Source organism: Microbacterium sp. E-13, assembly GCF_049912955.1.
In the GTDB taxonomy this organism is placed as follows: Bacteria; Actinomycetota; Actinomycetes; order Actinomycetales; family Microbacteriaceae; genus Microbacterium.
Window position 1 is genome coordinate 4,033,656 of sequence record NZ_CP183973.1, and the last position, 18,423, is coordinate 4,052,078.

The 18,423-nt window shown below is 70.8% G+C and carries 19 protein-coding genes; 6 read left to right on the top strand and 13 right to left on the bottom strand.

Translation table 11 applies throughout. From position 1 onward, the window contains the following. Window positions 1-31: 31 nt before the first annotated feature. The 5 genes from ACN9MP_RS18690 to ACN9MP_RS18710 all read right to left on the bottom strand — a co-directional run bounded on the left by ACN9MP_RS18690 (window position 32) and on the right by ACN9MP_RS18710 (window position 6,071). Window positions 32-994, bottom strand: a complete 963-nt coding sequence (locus ACN9MP_RS18690; RefSeq protein ID WP_426322693.1) for a metal ABC transporter solute-binding protein, Zn/Mn family — start codon at window positions 992-994, stop codon at window positions 32-34. A 281-nt stretch (window positions 995-1,275) separates the two neighbouring features. Continuing rightward, window positions 1,276-2,670, bottom strand: a complete 1,395-nt coding sequence (locus ACN9MP_RS18695; RefSeq protein ID WP_426322695.1) for a dihydrolipoamide acetyltransferase family protein — start codon at window positions 2,668-2,670, stop codon at window positions 1,276-1,278. Between the two features lie 43 nt (window positions 2,671-2,713). Beyond that, a complete protein-coding gene (locus ACN9MP_RS18700; protein WP_426326128.1) occupies window positions 2,714-3,679 on the bottom strand; it encodes an alpha-ketoacid dehydrogenase subunit beta in 966 nt (321 codons plus the stop codon). A gap of 92 nt (window positions 3,680-3,771) precedes the next feature. After that, window positions 3,772-4,899, bottom strand: a complete 1,128-nt coding sequence (locus ACN9MP_RS18705) for a thiamine pyrophosphate-dependent dehydrogenase E1 component subunit alpha (RefSeq protein WP_426326130.1) — start codon at window positions 4,897-4,899, stop codon at window positions 3,772-3,774. 50 nt (window positions 4,900-4,949) lie between these two features. Continuing rightward, window positions 4,950-6,071: a histidinol-phosphate transaminase gene (locus ACN9MP_RS18710; RefSeq protein WP_426322697.1), complete on the bottom strand. Its 1,122-nt coding sequence runs from the start codon at window positions 6,069-6,071 to the stop codon at window positions 4,950-4,952. 109 nt (window positions 6,072-6,180) lie between these two features. Between ACN9MP_RS18710 and ACN9MP_RS18715 the strand changes: the two genes are divergently transcribed. Beyond that, window positions 6,181-6,570 (top strand): phage holin family protein, encoded by a 390-nt coding sequence (locus tag ACN9MP_RS18715; protein ID WP_426322698.1) that lies wholly within the window; start codon window positions 6,181-6,183, stop codon window positions 6,568-6,570. A 22-nt stretch (window positions 6,571-6,592) separates the two neighbouring features. Here the strand turns inward: ACN9MP_RS18715 and ACN9MP_RS18720 are convergent, their stop codons facing one another. Then, window positions 6,593-7,999, bottom strand: a complete 1,407-nt coding sequence (locus ACN9MP_RS18720) for a hypothetical protein (protein ID WP_426322699.1) — start codon at window positions 7,997-7,999, stop codon at window positions 6,593-6,595. 41 nt (window positions 8,000-8,040) lie between these two features. Continuing rightward, entirely contained in the window at window positions 8,041-8,343 is a 303-nt protein-coding gene (locus ACN9MP_RS18725; protein WP_426322701.1) for a hypothetical protein, read from the bottom strand. A 187-nt stretch (window positions 8,344-8,530) separates the two neighbouring features. On the opposite strand from ACN9MP_RS18725, the gene ACN9MP_RS18730 reads away from it, so the two are divergent. Then, window positions 8,531-9,037: a low molecular weight protein-tyrosine-phosphatase gene (locus tag ACN9MP_RS18730; RefSeq protein WP_426322703.1), complete on the top strand. Its 507-nt coding sequence runs from the start codon at window positions 8,531-8,533 to the stop codon at window positions 9,035-9,037. 42 nt (window positions 9,038-9,079) lie between these two features. Further along, window positions 9,080-10,462 carry an adenylosuccinate lyase gene (gene purB / locus ACN9MP_RS18735; RefSeq protein WP_426322705.1) on the top strand — a complete coding sequence of 461 codons (1,383 nt, stop codon included), beginning with the start codon at window positions 9,080-9,082 and terminating at the stop codon, window positions 10,460-10,462. 40 nt (window positions 10,463-10,502) lie between these two features. On the opposite strand, the gene ACN9MP_RS18740 is transcribed toward purB, so the two are convergent. The 3 genes from ACN9MP_RS18740 to ACN9MP_RS18750 form a co-directional block, all read right to left on the bottom strand. Further along, on the bottom strand, window positions 10,503-10,871 hold the full coding sequence (locus tag ACN9MP_RS18740) for an amino acid transporter (protein WP_426322707.1): 369 nt from the start codon (window positions 10,869-10,871) through the stop codon (window positions 10,503-10,505). Further along, on the bottom strand, window positions 10,868-11,596 hold the full coding sequence (locus tag ACN9MP_RS18745) for an acyl-CoA synthetase (RefSeq protein ID WP_426322709.1): 729 nt from the start codon (window positions 11,594-11,596) through the stop codon (window positions 10,868-10,870). The genes ACN9MP_RS18740 and ACN9MP_RS18745 overlap by 4 nt, the downstream gene beginning before the upstream one ends. Before the next feature lie 220 nt (window positions 11,597-11,816). Next, window positions 11,817-13,202 carry a pyridoxal phosphate-dependent decarboxylase family protein gene (locus ACN9MP_RS18750; RefSeq protein ID WP_426322710.1) on the bottom strand — a complete coding sequence of 462 codons (1,386 nt, stop codon included), beginning with the start codon at window positions 13,200-13,202 and terminating at the stop codon, window positions 11,817-11,819. Window positions 13,203-13,386: 184 nt separating this feature from the next. Here ACN9MP_RS18750 and ACN9MP_RS18755 point away from each other — a divergent pair, with 184 nt between their 5' ends. Next, window positions 13,387-13,824: a hypothetical protein gene (locus ACN9MP_RS18755; RefSeq protein WP_426322712.1), complete on the top strand. Its 438-nt coding sequence runs from the start codon at window positions 13,387-13,389 to the stop codon at window positions 13,822-13,824. A 4-nt stretch (window positions 13,825-13,828) separates the two neighbouring features. Here ACN9MP_RS18755 and ACN9MP_RS18760 read toward each other — a convergent pair whose 3' ends face one another. Beyond that, on the bottom strand, window positions 13,829-14,641 hold the full coding sequence (locus ACN9MP_RS18760) for an alpha/beta fold hydrolase (protein ID WP_426322714.1): 813 nt from the start codon (window positions 14,639-14,641) through the stop codon (window positions 13,829-13,831). 135 nt (window positions 14,642-14,776) lie between these two features. On the opposite strand from ACN9MP_RS18760, the gene ACN9MP_RS18765 reads away from it, so the two are divergent. Next, on the top strand, window positions 14,777-15,559 hold the full coding sequence (locus ACN9MP_RS18765) for a YrzE family protein (RefSeq protein WP_426322716.1): 783 nt from the start codon (window positions 14,777-14,779) through the stop codon (window positions 15,557-15,559). 33 nt (window positions 15,560-15,592) lie between these two features. After that, the gene (locus tag ACN9MP_RS18770; protein ID WP_426322718.1) at window positions 15,593-15,772 is read left to right on the top strand and encodes a CsbD family protein; all 180 of its coding nucleotides are present in this window, start codon (window positions 15,593-15,595) and stop codon (window positions 15,770-15,772) included. 79 nt (window positions 15,773-15,851) lie between these two features. On the opposite strand, the gene ACN9MP_RS18775 is transcribed toward ACN9MP_RS18770, so the two are convergent. Continuing rightward, window positions 15,852-17,369: an MATE family efflux transporter gene (locus tag ACN9MP_RS18775; protein ID WP_426322719.1), complete on the bottom strand. Its 1,518-nt coding sequence runs from the start codon at window positions 17,367-17,369 to the stop codon at window positions 15,852-15,854. 149 nt (window positions 17,370-17,518) lie between these two features. Then, window positions 17,519-18,310, bottom strand: a complete 792-nt coding sequence (locus ACN9MP_RS18780) for an alpha/beta fold hydrolase (protein ID WP_426322720.1) — start codon at window positions 18,308-18,310, stop codon at window positions 17,519-17,521. Window positions 18,311-18,423 lie beyond the last annotated feature (113 nt).

Here is an 18,423-nt window from a genome sequence, read left to right on the forward strand (position 1 = left end):
ACGGGACGCGAAGAGGCGCGCGATACCGGCGTCACGCCTGAAGCGCCTCGTTCAGCGCCTCGATGTTCGCCCGCATCCACGAGATGTAAGTCTCTCCCGCGGGGAGCGTTTCCGAAAACGCGATCACCGGAATCCCCAGTCCTTCGGCCTCGTCGACGATCGCCTGCGTCTCGGCGCCGCCCGTCTGCGCGTTCGTGATGACCACGCTCACGTCTCCGCCTTCGATCAGGTGGAGCGCTTCGAGAAGCGTCGCGGGCGCGACATCCTGTCCCTCCTCGACCGCCTCGCTGAACGCCTCGGGCGTCGCGTTCGCGATCCCGGCCGCCGCGATGAGGTAGGCCGGCACGGGCTCGGTGACGAACGCCTTCTCGCCCCCGTGCTCGGCGCCGATCTCGGCGAGGGACGCCTCGAGGCCCTCGACCTCGGCGCGGAACGCCGCCGCGTTGGCGGTGAAGGTCTCGGCATCGCCCGGGCTGAGGGCGCCGAGCTCGTCGGCGATGGCGCTCGCGACGTGCGCGATGGTGTGCGGGTCGTACCAGACGTGCTCGTTCAAGCCCTCGACGTGGTCGTGGTCGTCGTGAGTCTGGTCGTCGTGGTCGTGACCGGCGTCGCCCGGCCAGTCGTCCGAGTACTCGACCGCCGTGACGACGTGAGCCTCGCTGCCGCTGGACTCGATGAGCGCATCGACGAACGCGTCGTAGCCGCCGCCGTTCTCGACGATGAGGTCGGCCTTCGAGACCACCAGCTGGTCGCGGGCGCTCGGCTCGAACGAGTGCGGGTCCTGCGACTCGTTACCGACGATGGAGGTGACCTCCACCAGGTCGCCGCCGACCTCGGCGGCGATCTGCCCGTAGACGTCGGTCGACGCGACGACCGACAGGCGCCCGCCGTCCGAGGCCTCGTCGCCGGCCGCGGCGGTCGCGCATCCCGTGACGGCGAGAACCGTTGCTGCCGCCAGACCGAGCACCGGCAGGGAACGTCGCATCGAAAGCATTACCCGACTCTAACGCTAATGAGAATCGTTCTCAAACCGGCTCCGGATGTTCTCGTTGGGCCGATGAACTTCCGGTTCACACAGCGGGTCACACAGCGGGGCCCCCGAACCGGTTCCTCAATTGAGGAGCGTTGCGGAGATGCGGAGCCCCCGGTCTCGCTCGCTCCGCAACTCGGCTCCGATCCTCAATTGAGGAGCGGATCCTCAGATGAGGAGCGGATGCTGCGGCCCGGCGTCCGTGGTGACGGTGAAGCGGAAACCTCGGTCGAGGATCCTCTACATCAGTCCAGCAGCAGGGCCGGCTCTTCGAGGATCGACGCGACGTCGGCGATGAAGCGCGACATGCCGTCGCCGTCCACCACGCGGTGGTCGAACGAGCCCGCGACCGTCGTCACCCAGCGGGGGCGCACCTCGCCGTCGACGACCCACGGCTTCTGGCGGATCGTGCCGAGGGCCACGATGCCGGCCTCGCCCGGGTTGATGATCGGGGTTCCCGCGTCCATCCCGAAGACACCGATGTTGGTGATGGTGATGGTGCCGCCCTGCTGGTCGGCCGGCGTCGTCTTGCCCTCGCGGGCCGTGAGGGTGAGCTTCTCGAGGGCGCGTGCGAGCTCGCGCATCGACAGGTCCTGCGCGTCCTTGATGTTCGGCACCAGCAGGCCGCGGGGGGTGGCCGCGGCGATTCCCAGGTTCACGTAACGGCGCACGCGGATCTCGGCGCCGCCCTCCGCATCGACCCACGCGGCGTTGACCATCGGTGTGCGCCGGGCGGCCCAGATGACGGCGCGCGCCATGATCAGCAGCGGCGACACCTTGATGTCGGCGAAGTCGGGCGAGGTCTTCAGGCGCTTGACGAGCTCCATCGTCCGGCTCGCGTCGACATCGGTCCACACCGAGACGTGGGGGGCCGAGTACGCCGACTGCACCATGGCCGACGACGTCGCCTTGCGCACGCCCTTGACGGCGATGGTCTCCTCACGGCCCGCGGCGTCGGGTGCCGGCGTCGACGGAGCGACGGCAGCCGGTCCCGAGGCGGGGCGCGCCGGCGGAGCGGGCACCGGGATCGTCTCCTCGCGCACGTCGCCCCACTCGGGCGTCTGGATGTTGCGGAACACGCTCGCCTGCGACGCGTGCCGCACGACGTCGTCGCGCGTCACCTCGCCGGCGGGGCCGGTCGGGGCGACGGCGGCGAGCTCCACACCGAGGTCGCGGGCAAGCTTGCGGATGGGCGGCTTCGCGATGACGCCGACGGATGCCGCGACCCGCTGCTTCGCGCCCTCGTCGGGCTGGTGGGCCTGCCGCGACGCGCGACGGCGGGACTGGACATGCCCACCCGTGCCGTAGCCCACCAGCACCGCGCCCTCGCCCTCGCCGGCCGCCTCGGCCGGCTCGCCGTGCTCGGACTGCCCGACGGTCGCGGGAGGGGCAGCATCCGTCTCCGAAGCGATGGTGATGATCGCGGTGCCGACGTCGACCGTCTCGCCCTCTGCCGCGAGCAGCTCGCCGACCGTGCCGGCGAACGGCGACGGCAGTTCGACGAGCGACTTCGCGGTCTCGATCTCGACGAGCACGTCGTTGACGGCGACGGCGTCACCGGGCCCGACGCGCCACTGGACGATCTCGGCTTCGGTGAGTCCCTCGCCGACGTCGGGGAGAAGGAACGTCTGAGTGCTCATGCGGTGTCCTTACGTCCTTGCGGATGGCGCCTGTGCCGGGGGGTCAGTAGGCGAGGGAACGGTCGACGGCCTCGAGGATGCGGTCGGCGTCGGGAAGGTAGACGCCCTCGAGCTTGGCCGCCGGGAAGGGCGCGTCGAATCCCGACACGCGCAGCACGGGCGCCTCGAGCGCGTAGAACGCCCGCTCCATGACGGTGGCCGCGACCTCCGAGCCGAGCGAGGTGAAGCCCGGCGCCTCCTGCGCATAGACCATGCGGCCCGTGCGGCGCACGGAGTCGAGGATGGGGCCGTAGTCGATCGGCGACAGTGAGCGCAGGTCGACGACCTCGATGCTGGTGCCCTCCGACTCGGCGAGCGCGGCGGCCTGCAGCATCGTCGTCACCATGGCGCCGTGGCCCACGAGGGTCACGTCGGTGCCGCGGCGCACGACGCGCGAGGCGTGCAGCGGCAGCGCTCGCGCCGTCGTGTCGACCTCGCCCTTCTGCCAGTACTTCGCCTTCGGCTCGAGGAAGATCACCGGGTCGGGTGAGGCGATGGCATCCTGGATCATCCAGTAGCCGTCGTTCGCCGTCGACGGGCTCACGACGCGCAGGCCCGGCGTATGGGTGAAGTACGCCTCGGGGCTCTCCTGGTGGTGCTCGACGGCGCCGATGTGCCCGCCGTACGGGATGCGGATGACGACCGGCATCTGCAGCGCACCCTCGTGCCGGTTCGTCATCTTTGCGAGCTGGGTCGTGATCTGGTCGAAGGCGGGGAAGACGAACCCGTCGAACTGGATCTCGACGACGGGGCGGAAGCCCGCCATCGCCAGCCCGATCGCCGTGCCGACGAGTCCCGACTCGGCGAGCGGGGTGTCGAGCACGCGCTGATCGCCGAACTCGGCCTGCAGGCCCTCGGTCACGCGGAATACGCCGCCGAGCTTGCCGATGTCCTCGCCCATGACCAGCACGCGGTCGCTGCCCGCGAGAGCGGCGCGCAGACCCGCGTTGATCGCCTTGCTGATCGGCATGGTCTGCACGGATGCCGTCGGCACGGATGCCGTGGGCTCGGGGTGTTGCGTCGGGCTCGTGTCGCGCTCGCTCAGCGACGGAGACTCAAGGGTCACGATGCGCCTCCCTCGAAGGATGCCTCGTAGTCGGCGAGCCAGGCCCGCTGCTCGTCGATGAGCGGATGCTGCTCGGAGTACACGTGCGCGAACATCTCGTCGCGATCCAGTCCGCCGAGCGCGTTCGTGCGGGTGCGCACATCGTCGGCGAGGGCCCGCGACTCGGCATCCACGTCGGCGAAGAACGCCTCCGAGGCGCCGCGCGCGAGGAGGAACGCCCTCATGCGGGCGATGGGGTCGCGGCGGCGCCACGACTCCTCCTCGTCGGAGGTGCGGTACTTCGTCGGGTCGTCGCTCGTGGTGTGCGCACCCAGGCGGTAGGTCATGGCCTCGATCGCCCGGGGACCCTCGCCGGCGCGAGCCTCGTCGAGCGCCGCGCGGGTGACGGCCCAGCTGGCCAGCACGTCGTTGCCGTCGACGAAGGTGCTCGGCATGCCGTAGCCCTCGCCGCGCTTGTACAGCGGGGAGCGCGACTGCGTCGCGACCGGCACGGAGATCGCCCACTGGTTGTTCTGCAGGAAGAACACCTCGGGGGTGCGGTAGCTGGCGGCGAACACCATCGCCTCGTGCACGTCGCCCTGGCTGGAGGCGCCGTCGCCGTAGTAGACGATGACCGCCTCGTCGCGCTCGGCGTCACCGGTGCCGCAGCGGCCGTCGAAGACGAGTCCCATGCCGAAGCCGGTCGCGTGGAGCGTCTGCGACCCGAGCACCAGCGTGTAGATGTGCGTATTGCCGTTCTTCGGGTCGGTCGGGTCCCATCCGCCGTGCGACAGGCCGCGCATGACGCGGATGATGTCGACGGGGTCGACGCCGCGGATCTTCGTCACGACGTGCTCGCGGTACGACGGGAAGATGTGGTCCTGCGTGCGGGCGGCGCGGGCGGAGCCGACCTGCGCGGCCTCCTGGCCGTAGCTCGGCGGCCACAGGGCGAGCTGGCCCTGCCGCTGGAGGTTCGTCGCCTGCACGTCGAACGCGCGGATCACCGCCATGTCGCGGTAGAACGTCTCGAGGTCGGCGTCGCTCAGCGCGTCGACCGCGGCCCGGTAGGGCTCCGCCGCCGACGAGGGCGCGAAGGTGCCATCCGCCTCGAGGAAGCGGACGAGTGAGCGGTCTTCGGGAGGCATGGGCTGCGAAGGTGCCGTGGCGCCGGTCGTCACCGAGTCTTCAGGCGGGGTCACCGTTCTACGCTAGCCCGCACTCCCGTGTGGCCTTCGGGGAGGTTTTTGACAACGGATGCTGCGATCCCTAGGACCTTATCGACAGATTCCTCTTCGCCGACCGAGATGCGGATGCCGTCGCCGGCGAACGGCCGGACGATCAGGCCCGCCTCTTCGAAGGCCGTGGCGAACGCCGCCGTCTCGTCGCCGGCCGGGAGCCACACGAAGTTGCCCTGCGCGACGGGGACGTTCCAGCCGGCGTCCCGGAGGCCCTCGGCCAGCCGGTCGCGCCGGTCGGCGATGACCCGCACGCGCTCGAGCAGCTCGTCCTCGGCGTCGAGGCTCGCGAGAGCCGCCTCCTCGCCGTGCGACGTCACAGACAGGGGGATGGCGGTGCTGCGCGCGGCGTCCAGCACGCGGGGGTGACCGATCGCGTACCCGACCCGGAGGGCGGCGAGCCCGTACGCCTTCGAGAAGGTGCGGAGCACGACGACGTTGGGGTGGTCCTGCCCGCCGAGCACGCGCAGCCCGTCGACCGACTCGGGGTCGGTGACGAACTCGGCGTACGCCTCGTCGAGGATGACGAGCACGTCGCCGGGCACCTTCTCGACGAACGCGTCGAACTCGGCCTGCGTGACGATCGGGCCGGTGGGGTTGTTGGGGCTGCAGACGATGATGGCGCGGGTGCGGTCGGTGATCGCGGCAGCCATCGCATCGAGGTCGTGACGGGCGCCCGGGGCGAGCGGCACCTGCACGGCCGTGGCTCCGGCGACGACCGCGAGCCAGGGGTAGGCCTCGAAAGACCGCCAGGCGTAGATCACCTCGTCGCCCGGACCAGACGTGGCGAGCACGAGCTGGGCGAGGATCGAGACGCTGCCGGCGCCGATGTGCACGGAATCGATGTCGACGCCGAACCGGGCGGCCAGGCGCTCGCGCAGGCGGGCGGCCGTGGCATCCGGATATCTGTTCAGCGCCGTCGCGTTGCGCACGCGCTCCACCACGCCGGGCAGCGGATCGAAGGGATTCTCGTTGCTCGACAGCTTGAACGCGTCGGCACCGGCCTGCCGCCCCTGCTTGTACGGCGGCAGCGCGGCGACCTCGGGGCGCACGCGGACGGGGATCTGGGGAGCGTCGGTCACGCGCCCAGTCTACGAACGAGCGCGTGCCTGGGAGTGGGACGGATGCCGCATCCCGGTCCGCCGGCTCACCATTGGCCCGCGCGAGGAGCCGTGGAAGACTGGGCGGACTATGGGCTTCCTCATCCGCGTCGTCGTCAACGCGTTCGCGATCTGGGTGGTCACCCTGATCCCGGCGCTCCAGGTCACCGTGATCCCGTTCCCGCCGGGCGAGACGCTGCAGCTCGTCCTGACGCTGCTGATCGTCGCGGCGATCTTCGCGCTCGTGAACACGTTCATCGGCACGGTCATCAAAGTGCTGGCGTTCCCGCTCTACATCCTCACGCTGGGTCTCATCGGCCTCCTCATCAACGCGTTCCTGCTCTGGCTCACCGCGTGGATCACCAGTTTCTGGAACTGGGGCCTGCGCGTCGAGGACTTCTGGTGGGGCGTCGTCGCGGCAGTGCTCATCACCCTGATCAACTGGGTGTTCGGCATCATCCTGCGTCCCCGCGACGACTGACTGCGTCCCCGCGAGCACGGATTCAACCGTCGCCACGGGTCGCCGCATACTCGGTGATCTCGACCGCCTCGGCTTCTCCGAGCGTGTCGAACACCGCCCGCAATCCGTCGACGCGGGGGTCGCTCGACGCGTCGACGAGCGCCGCCGTCTCGGCATAGGCGGCCAGTCGGTGCGCCGGCAGCCGCGCGTCCTCGAGGTCGGACGCGGGGTCGGAGACGCGCTCCGCGACGAAGCTGCCGGCTGCCCCGACCGCCTCCTCGTGTCCGCCGCCCGCGAGACCCGCGACCGGATCGTCGGTGTGGCGGAGGCTCACGCTCAGCGTGCCGGAACCGACGTCGGCGTCGACCGGAGAGCCGATCGAGACGAGCGTCCGGGTGTCGTAATCGCCCTGGAGCGCCAGATGGGCGCCGATCATCGCGCCCTGCGAGAACCCGAACACGTGCACCGCGTCGCCGGACTGCACTCCCGCCGCGGCGAGCGCCGCCTCGGTCGCGGCGTAGGAGTCCGATGTCTCACCGGAGTACAGCTGCAGGTTCGACTCGTCGTCCCAGGGGTCGTCGCCGCCCAGCGCGAACGACTGCATGCCGGCGATGTACACGGCGTACTGCCGCGATCCGTCGGGCATCGTGTACCGCTCGACACGTACGCGCGAGTCGCCGCCTCCCGGTATCCGCTCGGTGACCCCCGCAAGGCTCTGCGGGGCCGCGCTGCCCGGTGCCGCCGGCGTCACGGGCGTGACGGTGACCGGCCCGGACGACCCCGAGAGCCGCGCGTCCCGGGCGAGACGGCCGGTGCCTGCGAGGCCGACGACCGTCGCCGCCCCCAGCGTCAGGACGCCCGCCCCGGCACCGCCGACGATCGCGCCCGGATCGCCGAACCCGTCGCCGATGACCGTGCCCCACTGCGTCGCCTGCCGCACGAGCTCCGACGGCCACATGACGGCGTGCCCGAACTCGGCGCCCAGCGCCATCCGCCACGCGTCGGGATGCTCCTCGGCCATCGCGGTCAGCCGCGCGTCGAGGCGTGCGGCGCGGTCACCGTCGCCCGCCAGCACGGCCGCGCGGTGCTCGGCCTGCAGGTCGACCATCTCGTACGCGCGCGCGGCGTCGCGCAGCGCCCGCGCGATCGCGTCACCCTCTGCACGGGCCTCGTCGAGCTTGGTGGCGAGAACGGATGCCGACGCCCCCGCGTCTCCGCCGCAGCCGGTCAGCCCGGCCAGCGCGGCTTGCAGCCCTCGGAGGCGCTCCCCGATCTCGGCGAGCTCGTCCCGCACGGCGTCGAACCGCAGCGCCGTCGCCGACAGCGTCGCGGTGTCCACCGCGACCGCGCCACCCGCGCGGATCTGAAGACCGTCGTCGACACGCGGCCAGTTGGCGGCGAGGAGGGCGATGCTGCCCTCGGCGGGACCGGATCGCCCGGGCTCCGTCACGCTACCGGGATCCGCGTTGATGCGAGGGGGACCTCCCTCTGTCATCGCGATGCCCCCGCGAAGAGACGGGTGAACGAGTCGGCGAACGCTGCGCGGTCCCGTGCGCGAGCGACCTCGAGCCGTGCCGTCTCGGCGACGCAGCGGAGTCCTGAGACGTCACCCGCCCACCTCGTCGTCCGGTCATGGAACGCCGTGGCAGCCTTCGCCTGCCAGTGGACCGCGTCGGCCAGGCCGCGGGCGCGGGCGGCAGCATCCGTGATCCGATCGATGAGCCGCGCGAGATCGTGGGCGATGCCGGCCAGCTGGTGTGCGGCCGAGTCGGCGGCCGAAGGAACGAGTGTCACGCGTCGATCGTCGCCGAGCCACACCGCCACTCCCCGCGACTGCCGGGAATACGTGCAGAACCCGCGCGGGACCGCGGCTGGGGAGGAGGGGCGCGTGCGCACAGGCAAGGGGAGCGGCATCCGTACCCGGAAGACGCCAGGAGGAGTTCCTTAACGTCAGGTGCCGGCTCGGTCCACAATGGAGATCATGACCGCGAGCGACGTGGCGCCCTTCCGCGTCGTCTTCGTCTGCACCGGCAACATCTGCCGGTCGCCGATGGCCGACGTCGTCTTCCGCGGGTTCGCGGATGCCGCGGGCCTGGGCAACCGCGTCGCCTCGACGAGCGCCGGAACCGGCGACTGGCACGTGGGCGAGCAGGCCGACCAGCGCACCATCGAGGCGCTCGAGCGTGCCGGCTACGACGGCACCCAGCACCGGGCACGTCAGTTCACGCACGCCGACTTCGCCCGCAGCGACCTGGTCGTGGCGCTCGACCGCAGCCACGAGCGCATCCTCCGGGGATGGGCGCGCACCGAGGGCGACGCCGACAAGATCGCGCTCCTGATGTCGTTCGATCCCGCGGCCCGGAGCCTGGACGTCCCCGACCCCTACTATGCCGGCCCCGGAATGTTCGACGAAGTGCTCGGTATGATCGAGAGCGCGAGCCGGGCGCTCTTCCGGCAACTCGAACCCGCCATCCGCCCGGTGTCGTGACGCCGGATCGACGGTCGTCATGATGCGACCGACGGGAGCCAAATGTCTTCTCTTCCCCCGCAGCCCCTGAGCCCTCTCGACGGCCGCTACCGCCCCGCCGTCGGCGAGCTCGGCGAGTACCTCTCGGAGGCCGGCCTCAACCGCGCCCGCGTCGAGGTCGAGGTCGAGTGGCTCATCGCCCTCACCGACCGTTCGCTGTTCGGCACGTCGCCGCTGGCCGCCGCCGACAAGGAACGCCTGCGCGCGCTCTACCTCGAGTTCGGCCAGGCCGAGATCGACTGGCTCGCCCAGAAGGAGGCGGTGACCCGTCACGACGTCAAGGCCGTCGAGTACCTGGTGCGCGACCGCCTCTCGACGCTCGGGCTCGACGCCATCGCGGAACTCACCCACTTCGCGTGCACGAGCGAGGACATCAACTCCACTTCCTACGCCCTCACGGTGCAGCGTGCGGTGCAGCGGGTGTGGCTGCCGAAGCTGCGTGCCGTGATCGCCGCCCTCACGCAGCTCGCCGTCGACCACCGCGACGCTGCGATGCTCTCGCGCACCCACGGGCAGCCCGCGACCCCTTCGACGATGGGCAAGGAGCTCGGCGTCTTCGCCTGGCGGCTGAACCGCGTCGCCGATCAGATCGAAGGCGGCGAGTACCTCGCCAAGTTCTCGGGTGCCACCGGAACGTGGTCGGCCCACCTGTCGGCCGCTCCCGACGAGGACTGGATCGAGGTCTCACGTGCGTTCATCGAGGGCCTCGGTCTCGACTTCAACGTGCTGACGACCCAGATCGAGTCGCACGACTGGCAGGTCGAGCTGTACGACCGCGTGCGGCACGCCGGCGGCATCCTCCACAATCTCGCCACCGACATCTGGACGTACATCTCGATCGGGTACTTCACCCAGATCCCGGTGGCGGGTGCGACCGGCTCGTCGACGATGCCGCACAAGATCAACCCGATCCGGTTCGAGAACGCCGAGGCGAACCTCGAGATCGCGGGGGGACTGTTCTCGACCCTCTCGCAGACCCTGGTCACGAGCCGCCTGCAGCGCGACCTCACCGACTCCACGACGCAGCGCAACATCGGCGTGGCGTTCGGGCACTCGCTGCTCGCACTCGACAACCTGCAGCGCGGACTCACGGAGATCTCCCTCGCCGAGGACGTCCTCCTGGCCGACCTCGACCAGAACTGGGAGGTGCTCGCCGAGGCGATCCAGACCGTCGTGCGGGCCGAGATCGCCGCCGGCCGCTCGCAGATCAGCGACCCGTACGCGCTGCTCAAGGACCTCACCCGCGGCCGACGCGTCGGCGCCCCCGAGCTCGCGGAGTTCGTGCGGGGCCTCGACATCGGCGAGGACGCCAAGCAGCGCCTCCTCGCCCTGACCCCCGCGACCTACGACGGCCTCGCGTCGAAGCTCGTCGACGAGCTCGGCTGACCTCCGGACGCTCGACGAGCCGGTTCGAGTCCGGCGAGCCTCAGGCCTTCGGATCGCCGGGTGCCGCAGCATCCGGATTCGCGCCCGGCTCGGGCTTGGCGGGCTTCGCGGGCTCGGCCTTGTCGGCGGACTCGTCGAGGAGCACGGGCCGGTCGACCTGCTTCGTGATCTGGGCCGGGTCGACGGCGAGGAGCAGCAGCGAGACGATGAGAAGCACCGCGATGAAGCTGACTCCGGCGATGACGAGGGCGGTGACGACCGCACGCTCGGCCTCGCCTGACGCGCGCTGCTGGAAGAAGCCCATCGACACCAGGGTCACGACGCCCGCGAACAAGGCCGCGCCGAACGCGAGGCCGAGCAGCTGCAGGGGCCTCAGGAGGTCGCGGCGGGTGGGGCTTTCGTGGCTCACGCGGAGTCCTTCTGCGGGGTGGGGTCGGCGGGCGCGGATGCTGCCGCCGGAGTGTTGTCCGGGTCGGCCGGCTCGTCCGGCCTCGGCGAGAAGCCGGCGATGGCGAGGTACACCGCGATGATCGCGGCGTAGCCTCCGAACAGGCCCACGCCGATCGTGATGCCCGTGAGCGTGAACGTCGCGCGCGCCTCTTCGATGGTGTAGTCGAGCGCGTAGGCGGGCTGGACGAACAGCAGCGCGATGCCCAGCAGCACCGTGATCGCGCCGACGACGACCGCATCGCGACTCTCCGAGCGCGGTCCGAGTGCGGCGGGCGGTCGCGCGTCGGGGACGCCCGGCACGATCTCGCGCCTCTCGCGCCGCCCGGCGAGGCCCCGCCATCCGGCGATCGTCTCCACCACGCCGGACAGCAGCGCCCACGCGATGACGATGGCGAAGTACCCGGCGACGGTGCGGAGCGGGTAGAGGCCGCTCGCCATGCCGGCGACGACGGTGAGGCCGCCGAGGGCAGCCGCGGGCCAGCGACGACCGGCGGGGTAGACGAGCCAGACGGCGAGCAGCAGGACCATCCCCGTCGCGATCGCGAAGCCGCTGAAGACGGCGCTGCCCACGCCGGCCGAGTGATCGGGCGAGAAGGTGATCATGAGCGCCGCGAGGGTCGCGAAGGCGGCGCGTGCGAGCTGCACGTGGCGCACGGCGAACGTGCGGGAAGCGGCTGGGGTCACGGTGATCCTGCGGAGGGCGGGTTCTCCCGCGGGAGAACGGATGCCTCCAGTCTACGTGCGTTGCGGCTGGGAGCTTCCGGGCTCCGTTCCCCCGGCGCCCCATATGGCACGATACCCCCGCCAGATCAGGAGATCTCGCGAGGACAGGACGATCGGCTGCGGTTCGTCCTGCATAGGCCGGATCTCCTGATCTCGTCGAGCAGGGTGCCCCGGGGATGCCTCAGTCGAGGGTGTCGAGGATGGCCGTCAGGAGCTCGAAAGTCGTCAGCGGCGAGATGATCGCGAAGCGCAGCACCGGCTCGCCGGCGTGGGAGCTCGGCACCACGAACGCGTGCTGCTCCTCGAGCAGGCGATCCGACCATGCCTCGTAGTCGCCCAGCGTCCACCCCTCACGCCGGAACACGACGACCGACAGCTGCGGATCGCGCACGAGCGACAGGCCGTCGCGCGCCTCGATCTCATCGGCGATACGGCGGGCGAGATCGATGCCGTACTCGATGGCGGCGCGGTACTGGTCGGTGCCGTGGGTCGCGAGCGAGAACCACAGCGGCAGGCCGCGGGCTCGGCGGGTGAGCTGGATCGCGAGGTCGGACGGGTTCCAGTCCGGCTTGCCGGTGATCGTGTCGAGGTATTCGGCCTTCTGCGTGTGCGCCGACAGCGCCAGGGCGGGCTCGCGGTAGATGAGCGCGCAGGCGTCGAAGGGCGCGAACAGCCATTTATGCGGGTCGACGATGAGCGAGTCGGCGAGCTCGACTCCCGCGAACGCCGGGCGCGTGCGCTCGACGAGCATCGCGGCCAGACCGTACGCCCCGTCGACGTGGAACCACACCCCCCGCTCGCGGGCGACGGCGCCGACGCTCGCGATGTCGTCGACGATGCCGAAGTTGGTGGTGCCGCCCGTGGCGACGACGGCGAGCACGGCGTCGCCGTGCGCGTCGAGCACCCGGGCGACGGCGTCGCCATGCAGGCGCCCGTTCGCGTCGACCTCAGCGGTCGCCACATCGACGTCCATCACGGCCGCCGCCGAGGCGATGGAGGAATGGGCCTCGGCGCTGCACACCACCACCCAGCGTGACGGGGGCGTGCGTCCCGCCTCCGCTGCGCGCCGGCGCGCAGCATCCCGTGCCGTCACGAGCGCCGAGAGGTTGCCGATCGTGCCGCCCTGCACGAACACGCCGCCGGCGCCCGCCGGAAGCCCGAACTCGCGTGCCAGCCAGTGCAGCACCTCGTTCTCGGCGTAGACGGCGCCCGCGCCCTCCATCCACGAGCCGCCGTAGATCGCGGATGCCGACACCACCAGGTCGAACGCGAGCGAGGCCTTGCTGGGCGCCGACGGGATGAACGACAGATAGCCGGGGTGGTCGGTCGACACGCAGGCGGGTGCGAGCACGTTCTCGAAGAGCGCGATGGCACGGCGGGAGCCGATGCCCTCCGGGCTGATCGACCCGGAGGCGAGGCGCTCGAGGTCGCGCGGGGTCAGCGGCTTGTCGAGCGGCACGTTCTCGTACAGCGCACGCCGCCGCGCGTACTCGAGCACGTCTTCGACGGTGTGGCGCGTGTCGCTCGAGATGGCGTGCATCTCGTCGGGGGCGGCGGGCGAGGTCATGGACGCTCCTCCAAGTCGGGTCACCTCACGCTAGAGGCGCGGACGCCGCCGTTCAAGGATCGGACCGGGCGACCCGTGCGGATCGGCGCGGGTCATCGAGCAGGAATGGAGAAGCACGGCTGCGAGGGCGTCAGTAGCGTGGGAGCACGGGCCGCCGGGGCCCGAGAACGTGAGGAGGAGCGTCATGGCGAAGACGGCATCGGACGGGCTGTCGCAGGAGGAGCGCGAGGCGGTCAAGCAGCGCGCGAAGGAGCTGCGCGACCAGGCGAAGGCGGGCAAGAGCCGCGAGGCGGGCACCGCCCAGGTGCTCGAGGCGATCGGCAAGCTCGACGGCACCGACAGGCAGATCGCCGAGGGTCTGCACAAGGTGGTGTCAGCGGCCGCGCCCGGCCTCGTGCCCAAGACGTATTACGGGTTCCCCGCCTACGCGAACGCGAACGGCAAGGTCGTCGTGTTCACCCAGCCGGCCTCGAAGTTCAAGACGCGCTACGCGACCATCCAGTTCGACGAGTCCGCTCATCTGGACGACGGCGACTTCTGGCCCACCGGGTTCGCTGTGCTGCGGTGGACGCCCGCGATCGAGAAGAAGATCACCGAGCTGGTCGCGGCCGCCGTCGCCTGAGTACTCAGATCTCGGTTGCGTCGGGGCCGAGGAAGTCGAGCGCCGCATCCCGGAACGCCCGGGAGCCCGGAGTGTTGAAGTGGTGGCGGCCCGGGATCTCTACGAAGGTGCCGTTCGGCGCCGTTGCAGCCAGGACGCGGGAGCGCTCGAGGATCGCGTCCTCCGAGCCCGTCGCGAACAGCACCGGCTGCACGGGCGGGCGGTCCGGATCCGGGTCGGCATCGCCGAAGCGCATCCCCTCGGCGAGCGCGATGAGTGCGCGCAGGTCGTTCTCCTGCACGCGCTCTGCGAGGGTCACGTAGTTGTGCGTCACCCGGTCTTCGACGGGTATGCCTTTCTCGGCATATGCGCGCGCCTGCTCGATGCGCAGGCGGCCGAGCGGGCGACCGTCCGGGATGCCGCCCAGCACGGCACGACCCACATGCTCGGGCGCGTCGACCGCCAGCTGCCAGCCCACTCGGGCTCCCAGCGAGTAGCCGACGTAGCGGACTGCGTCGAGCAGGTAGGTGTCGAGCACGGCGATGAGGTCGGCGACGAAAGCGCCCATCGAGTACGCGCGGGCGTCGTGAGGCTTGTCGCTCGCGCCGTGGCCGCGCTGATCGACGCCGATCACGCGGTAGCCGGCGCCCGTGAGCATGCGCACCCAGCCGGTCTCGACCCAGTTGTCGCGACAGCTCGACGCGAACCCGTGCACGCAGAGCACCGTGTCGGCGTCGGGCTCGCCCCACGAGTACGTCGCCAGCTGGTACCCCTCCGCCGACATGACGTAGCTGGGCGGCGGCATCTCGGTGCGCAGGAGTGGGGTGGTGGCATCCATACCCGCCATTGTGCTCTCGTCCGCTCCGCGGGGACGCGGGGGCCACCGGTACGCCCGAAACCGGGGAGGTTACCTCGCAGAATGTCGTCGCGCAAGCGCCTGATCGTTCGCGGCGCTTCGGCCTAGCTTCGCCCCATGAGCACCGACGACAACCGGGACCGCACGACGGTACCGCCGAGATCCGACGCAGACCTGGAACGCGATCGCACGCGGCCGCTCGACGTCGACGGCGACGGCATACGCGACGACCGCGAGGTGACGCGTGACGTCTACCCCGCCGCGCGCGGGGACGCCGTGGCACGTGACCGCGACGCGGATGGCGTGCCCGACAACCGGGAGGCCCCCCTGCACCAGGTGGTCGCCCAGCGGGAGCGCGAGCGCTTCGGCGGCATGAAGTTCGGATCCGCATTCTTCGGGTGGCTCACGGCCCTCGGCGCGCTGGTCGTGCTGACCGCCGTGGTCGCGGCCATCGGCGCGGCTATCGGACTGACCTCGCCGGCCGCCGTCGACGACGCGGCCGAGGCCGCGACCCAGAACATGGGCGCCGCAACGATCATCGGCGCGATCGCCATCGCACTGGTGCTCTTCATCGCCTACTTCGCCGGCGGGTACGTCGCCGGCCGCATGGCGCGGTTCAGCGGCGCGAAGCAGGGTCTCGCCGTGTGGCTGTGGGCCGTGGCGATCGCGATCCTCGTGGCGGTCATCACGGCGGTCGCGGGAAGCCAGTGGGACATTCTGGCGAACGTCGACATCTTCCCGCGGATCCCCGTGACCGCCGACACGGCCTCCCTCACGGGCATCCTCACCGCTGTCGGCGCTGCGGTGATCACGCTCGTCGCGGCCGTCCTCGGCGGCATGACCGGCATGCGCTACCACCGCCGCGTCGACCGCGTGGGTCTCGCCGCCGCGGGCTACTGAGCGCCTCTCACCATCGATGAAAGGAGATCCATTATGGGTCTGGACGACGACATCAAACACAACCTGGAAGAAGCGAAGGGCAAGACGAAGGAGGCGGTCGGAGACGCGACCGACAACGAGCGCCTTGAGACCGAAGGCAAGGCCGACCAGGCCAGCGCCAAGATCAAGAAGGTCGGCGACGACGTGAAGGACGTGTTCACCGACGACAGGTGATCTGACCGCGACGATGCCCCGGGATCCCGTGGACCCGGGGCATCGTCGTGCCCGCCCCTCGTCGGGCCCTGCGATTCGCTCAGCGGCGGGTCCGGCGCCGATCGCGGAGCGGGATGCCGGCGAACCGGCGGTGACGCCTCGGCGCATCCTTCTCGACCGACGGCAGGACGATGGGCTGCGTAACGACCGCGTCGACGACCATCGAGCCGTCGGTGGGGCCGATGACCGCGATCGGCGTCGTCGGCGTGGCGAGCATCGGCGTGATCGGCGCCTCCGAGAGCTCTCGGTGCGCCCGGACGTAGGCGGGCACAAGGACGACGACCGCGCCGAGCCAGGCCAGCGGGTTGCTCGCGGCCACGCCGATGAACCCGAAGATGCCGCCCAGCACGACGGCGGCGCCCACGCGCATGAAGAGCTCGATGACTCCCGTGACCGTGGGGATGAGCGCGTGTCCCAGGCCCTGCAGCGCTCCGCGGAGGACGAACAGGATCCCGAGAATCCAGTACGACGCGCCGTTGATGGCCAGCATCTGCGCCGCGAGCGCGACGACCTCGGGCGACCCGTCGCCGACGAACAGCTCGACGATCGCCGAGCCGAAGGCGATGAGGAGGATCCCGAGCGCGATCGCGGAGACCACCGCGACCCACGTCGCCTGGACCACGCCGCGGCGGATGCGGTCCGGCCGTCCGCCGCCCAGATTCTGGGCGACGAACATCGACACGGCGAGTCCCAGCGACTGCAGGAGGGTGAGGGCGAGAGCGTCCACGCGCGCTGCAGCGGTGTACGCCGCGACCGCTTCCGCTCCGAGGCGGTTGAGCGCGACCTGCACTGCCAGCGTTCCGATCGCGATGATCGACGCCTGGAAGCCCATCGGCACACCGAGGCGCAGATGACGAGCGAGGTCGGTTCGGGTGACGCGCCAGTCACCGCGGCGCACGTGGAGCGCCGGCATCCGTCGACGCACGAACTCCAGGCACAACAGCACGGAGATCGCCTGCGAGACCACGGTCGCGAGGGCCGCGCCGCCCACGCCCCAGCCGAACGGGCCCACCATGAGGACGACGAGCACGACATTGAGCGCGCAGGCGAGGGTGAGGAAGACCAGCGGCGTCCGCGAGTCGCCGATCGCCCGGATGATCGCGGACAGGTAGTTGAAGAACATCATCGCGCCGGCGCCGAGGAAGCTGATCTGCGCGAAGACGACGGCGTCCTCCATCAGCTCGGCGGGCGTCTGCAGCAGTTCGAGCAGCGGTTCGGCCAGGAGCGGGGCGCCGACGGTGAGCAGCACGGTGCACACGCCCGTGAGGATCGTTCCCGCCGCGACCGACCGCCGCACCGCGGCATGGTCGCGGGCGCCGAACGCCTGCGCCGTCGGGATCGCGAACCCCGAGGTGAGGCCCCACGCGAACCCGAGCAGCAGGAAGAGCATGCTGCCGGTCGCGCCCACGGCGGCGAGCGCGTCGACGCCCAGATGGCGGCCGACGACGATGGCGTCGACGAACTGATAGAGCTGCTGGACGACGCTGCCGACGAGGAGCGGCACGGCGAACACGACGATGACGCGCCACGGGCGGCCCGTCGTCAGGGCGGTGGTCATGAAGGCGACTCTCGAGCGAGAAGACGGAGGGGACGGATGCTGCGACCACGTGGCGATGTCGTGGACGAGCAGCAGGCGATCAGACTATCGAATCGATTCGGGGTTGCGATACCCATTCACCGATGAATTTGGGGTTTTTCACAACATTTTCATTCTTGTGCGGCGGTGGGATCCGTCACCCGGTCCACGTGAGCGAGGATCGCTGAGGCGACGGCGCGCGGTGCCGAGTGCTGCGCGACGTGGTGCTGGCCCGGGATGAGAGCGAGGGATGCTGCGCGCCCCCCGCCCGCCCGGTCGCGGAGCAGACGGCACCACTCCATCCCGGCGATCGGATCGCGCGAACCCCGGATCAGCACCAGGGGGCGGGTGAGTTCTGCGACCCGGTCCTCGATCGGATATGACAGCATGTGGCGCAGCTGCGTGAGGTACCAGGGGACCCCGCACCGCAGGTAGTCGGAGAAGACGATCGCGTTCACCAGGGGGGGCTCACCGAGCGTGTCGCGCGCCAGCGCGATCGTCTGCGCGAGCATCGTGCGGTGCCGGGCATCGGCGACCGGGCCCATGGCGACTACGTGGGTCACCAGCTCCGGTCGCGCCACAGCGAGCTCGACGACCCACTGCGAGCCCATGGAGTGACCCACGAGCACCACGGCACCCGCATCCAGCGATGCGACGACGGTCGCCAGGGCGGCGGCCATCGTCGGCACATCGACGTCACGATCCGGCTTGGGCAGGCCGCCGAAACCGGGCAGGTCGATCGAGAACACCGTCCGGTCCTCGGCGAGAACGTCGTGCAGACGCGAGAGGTATCGGTGCGAGGCGCCGATCCCATGCACCAGGACGACGGCGGGCCGATCCGTGCCGCTTCGTGAGGCGATGACGCGGAAGGCGAGGCCGTCCACGTACAGTCGCCACCGCTCGCGCGGTGCATCCCCGGTCATCGCCTGCCCGCCAGCACCATTGCGCCACCCTAGCCTGTGGCCCCGGCCGCACACGCGCCCTTGCGCGGTCCGACGGAGGGGCGGTACCGTTCCGGCACGATCGGCGCACGCCG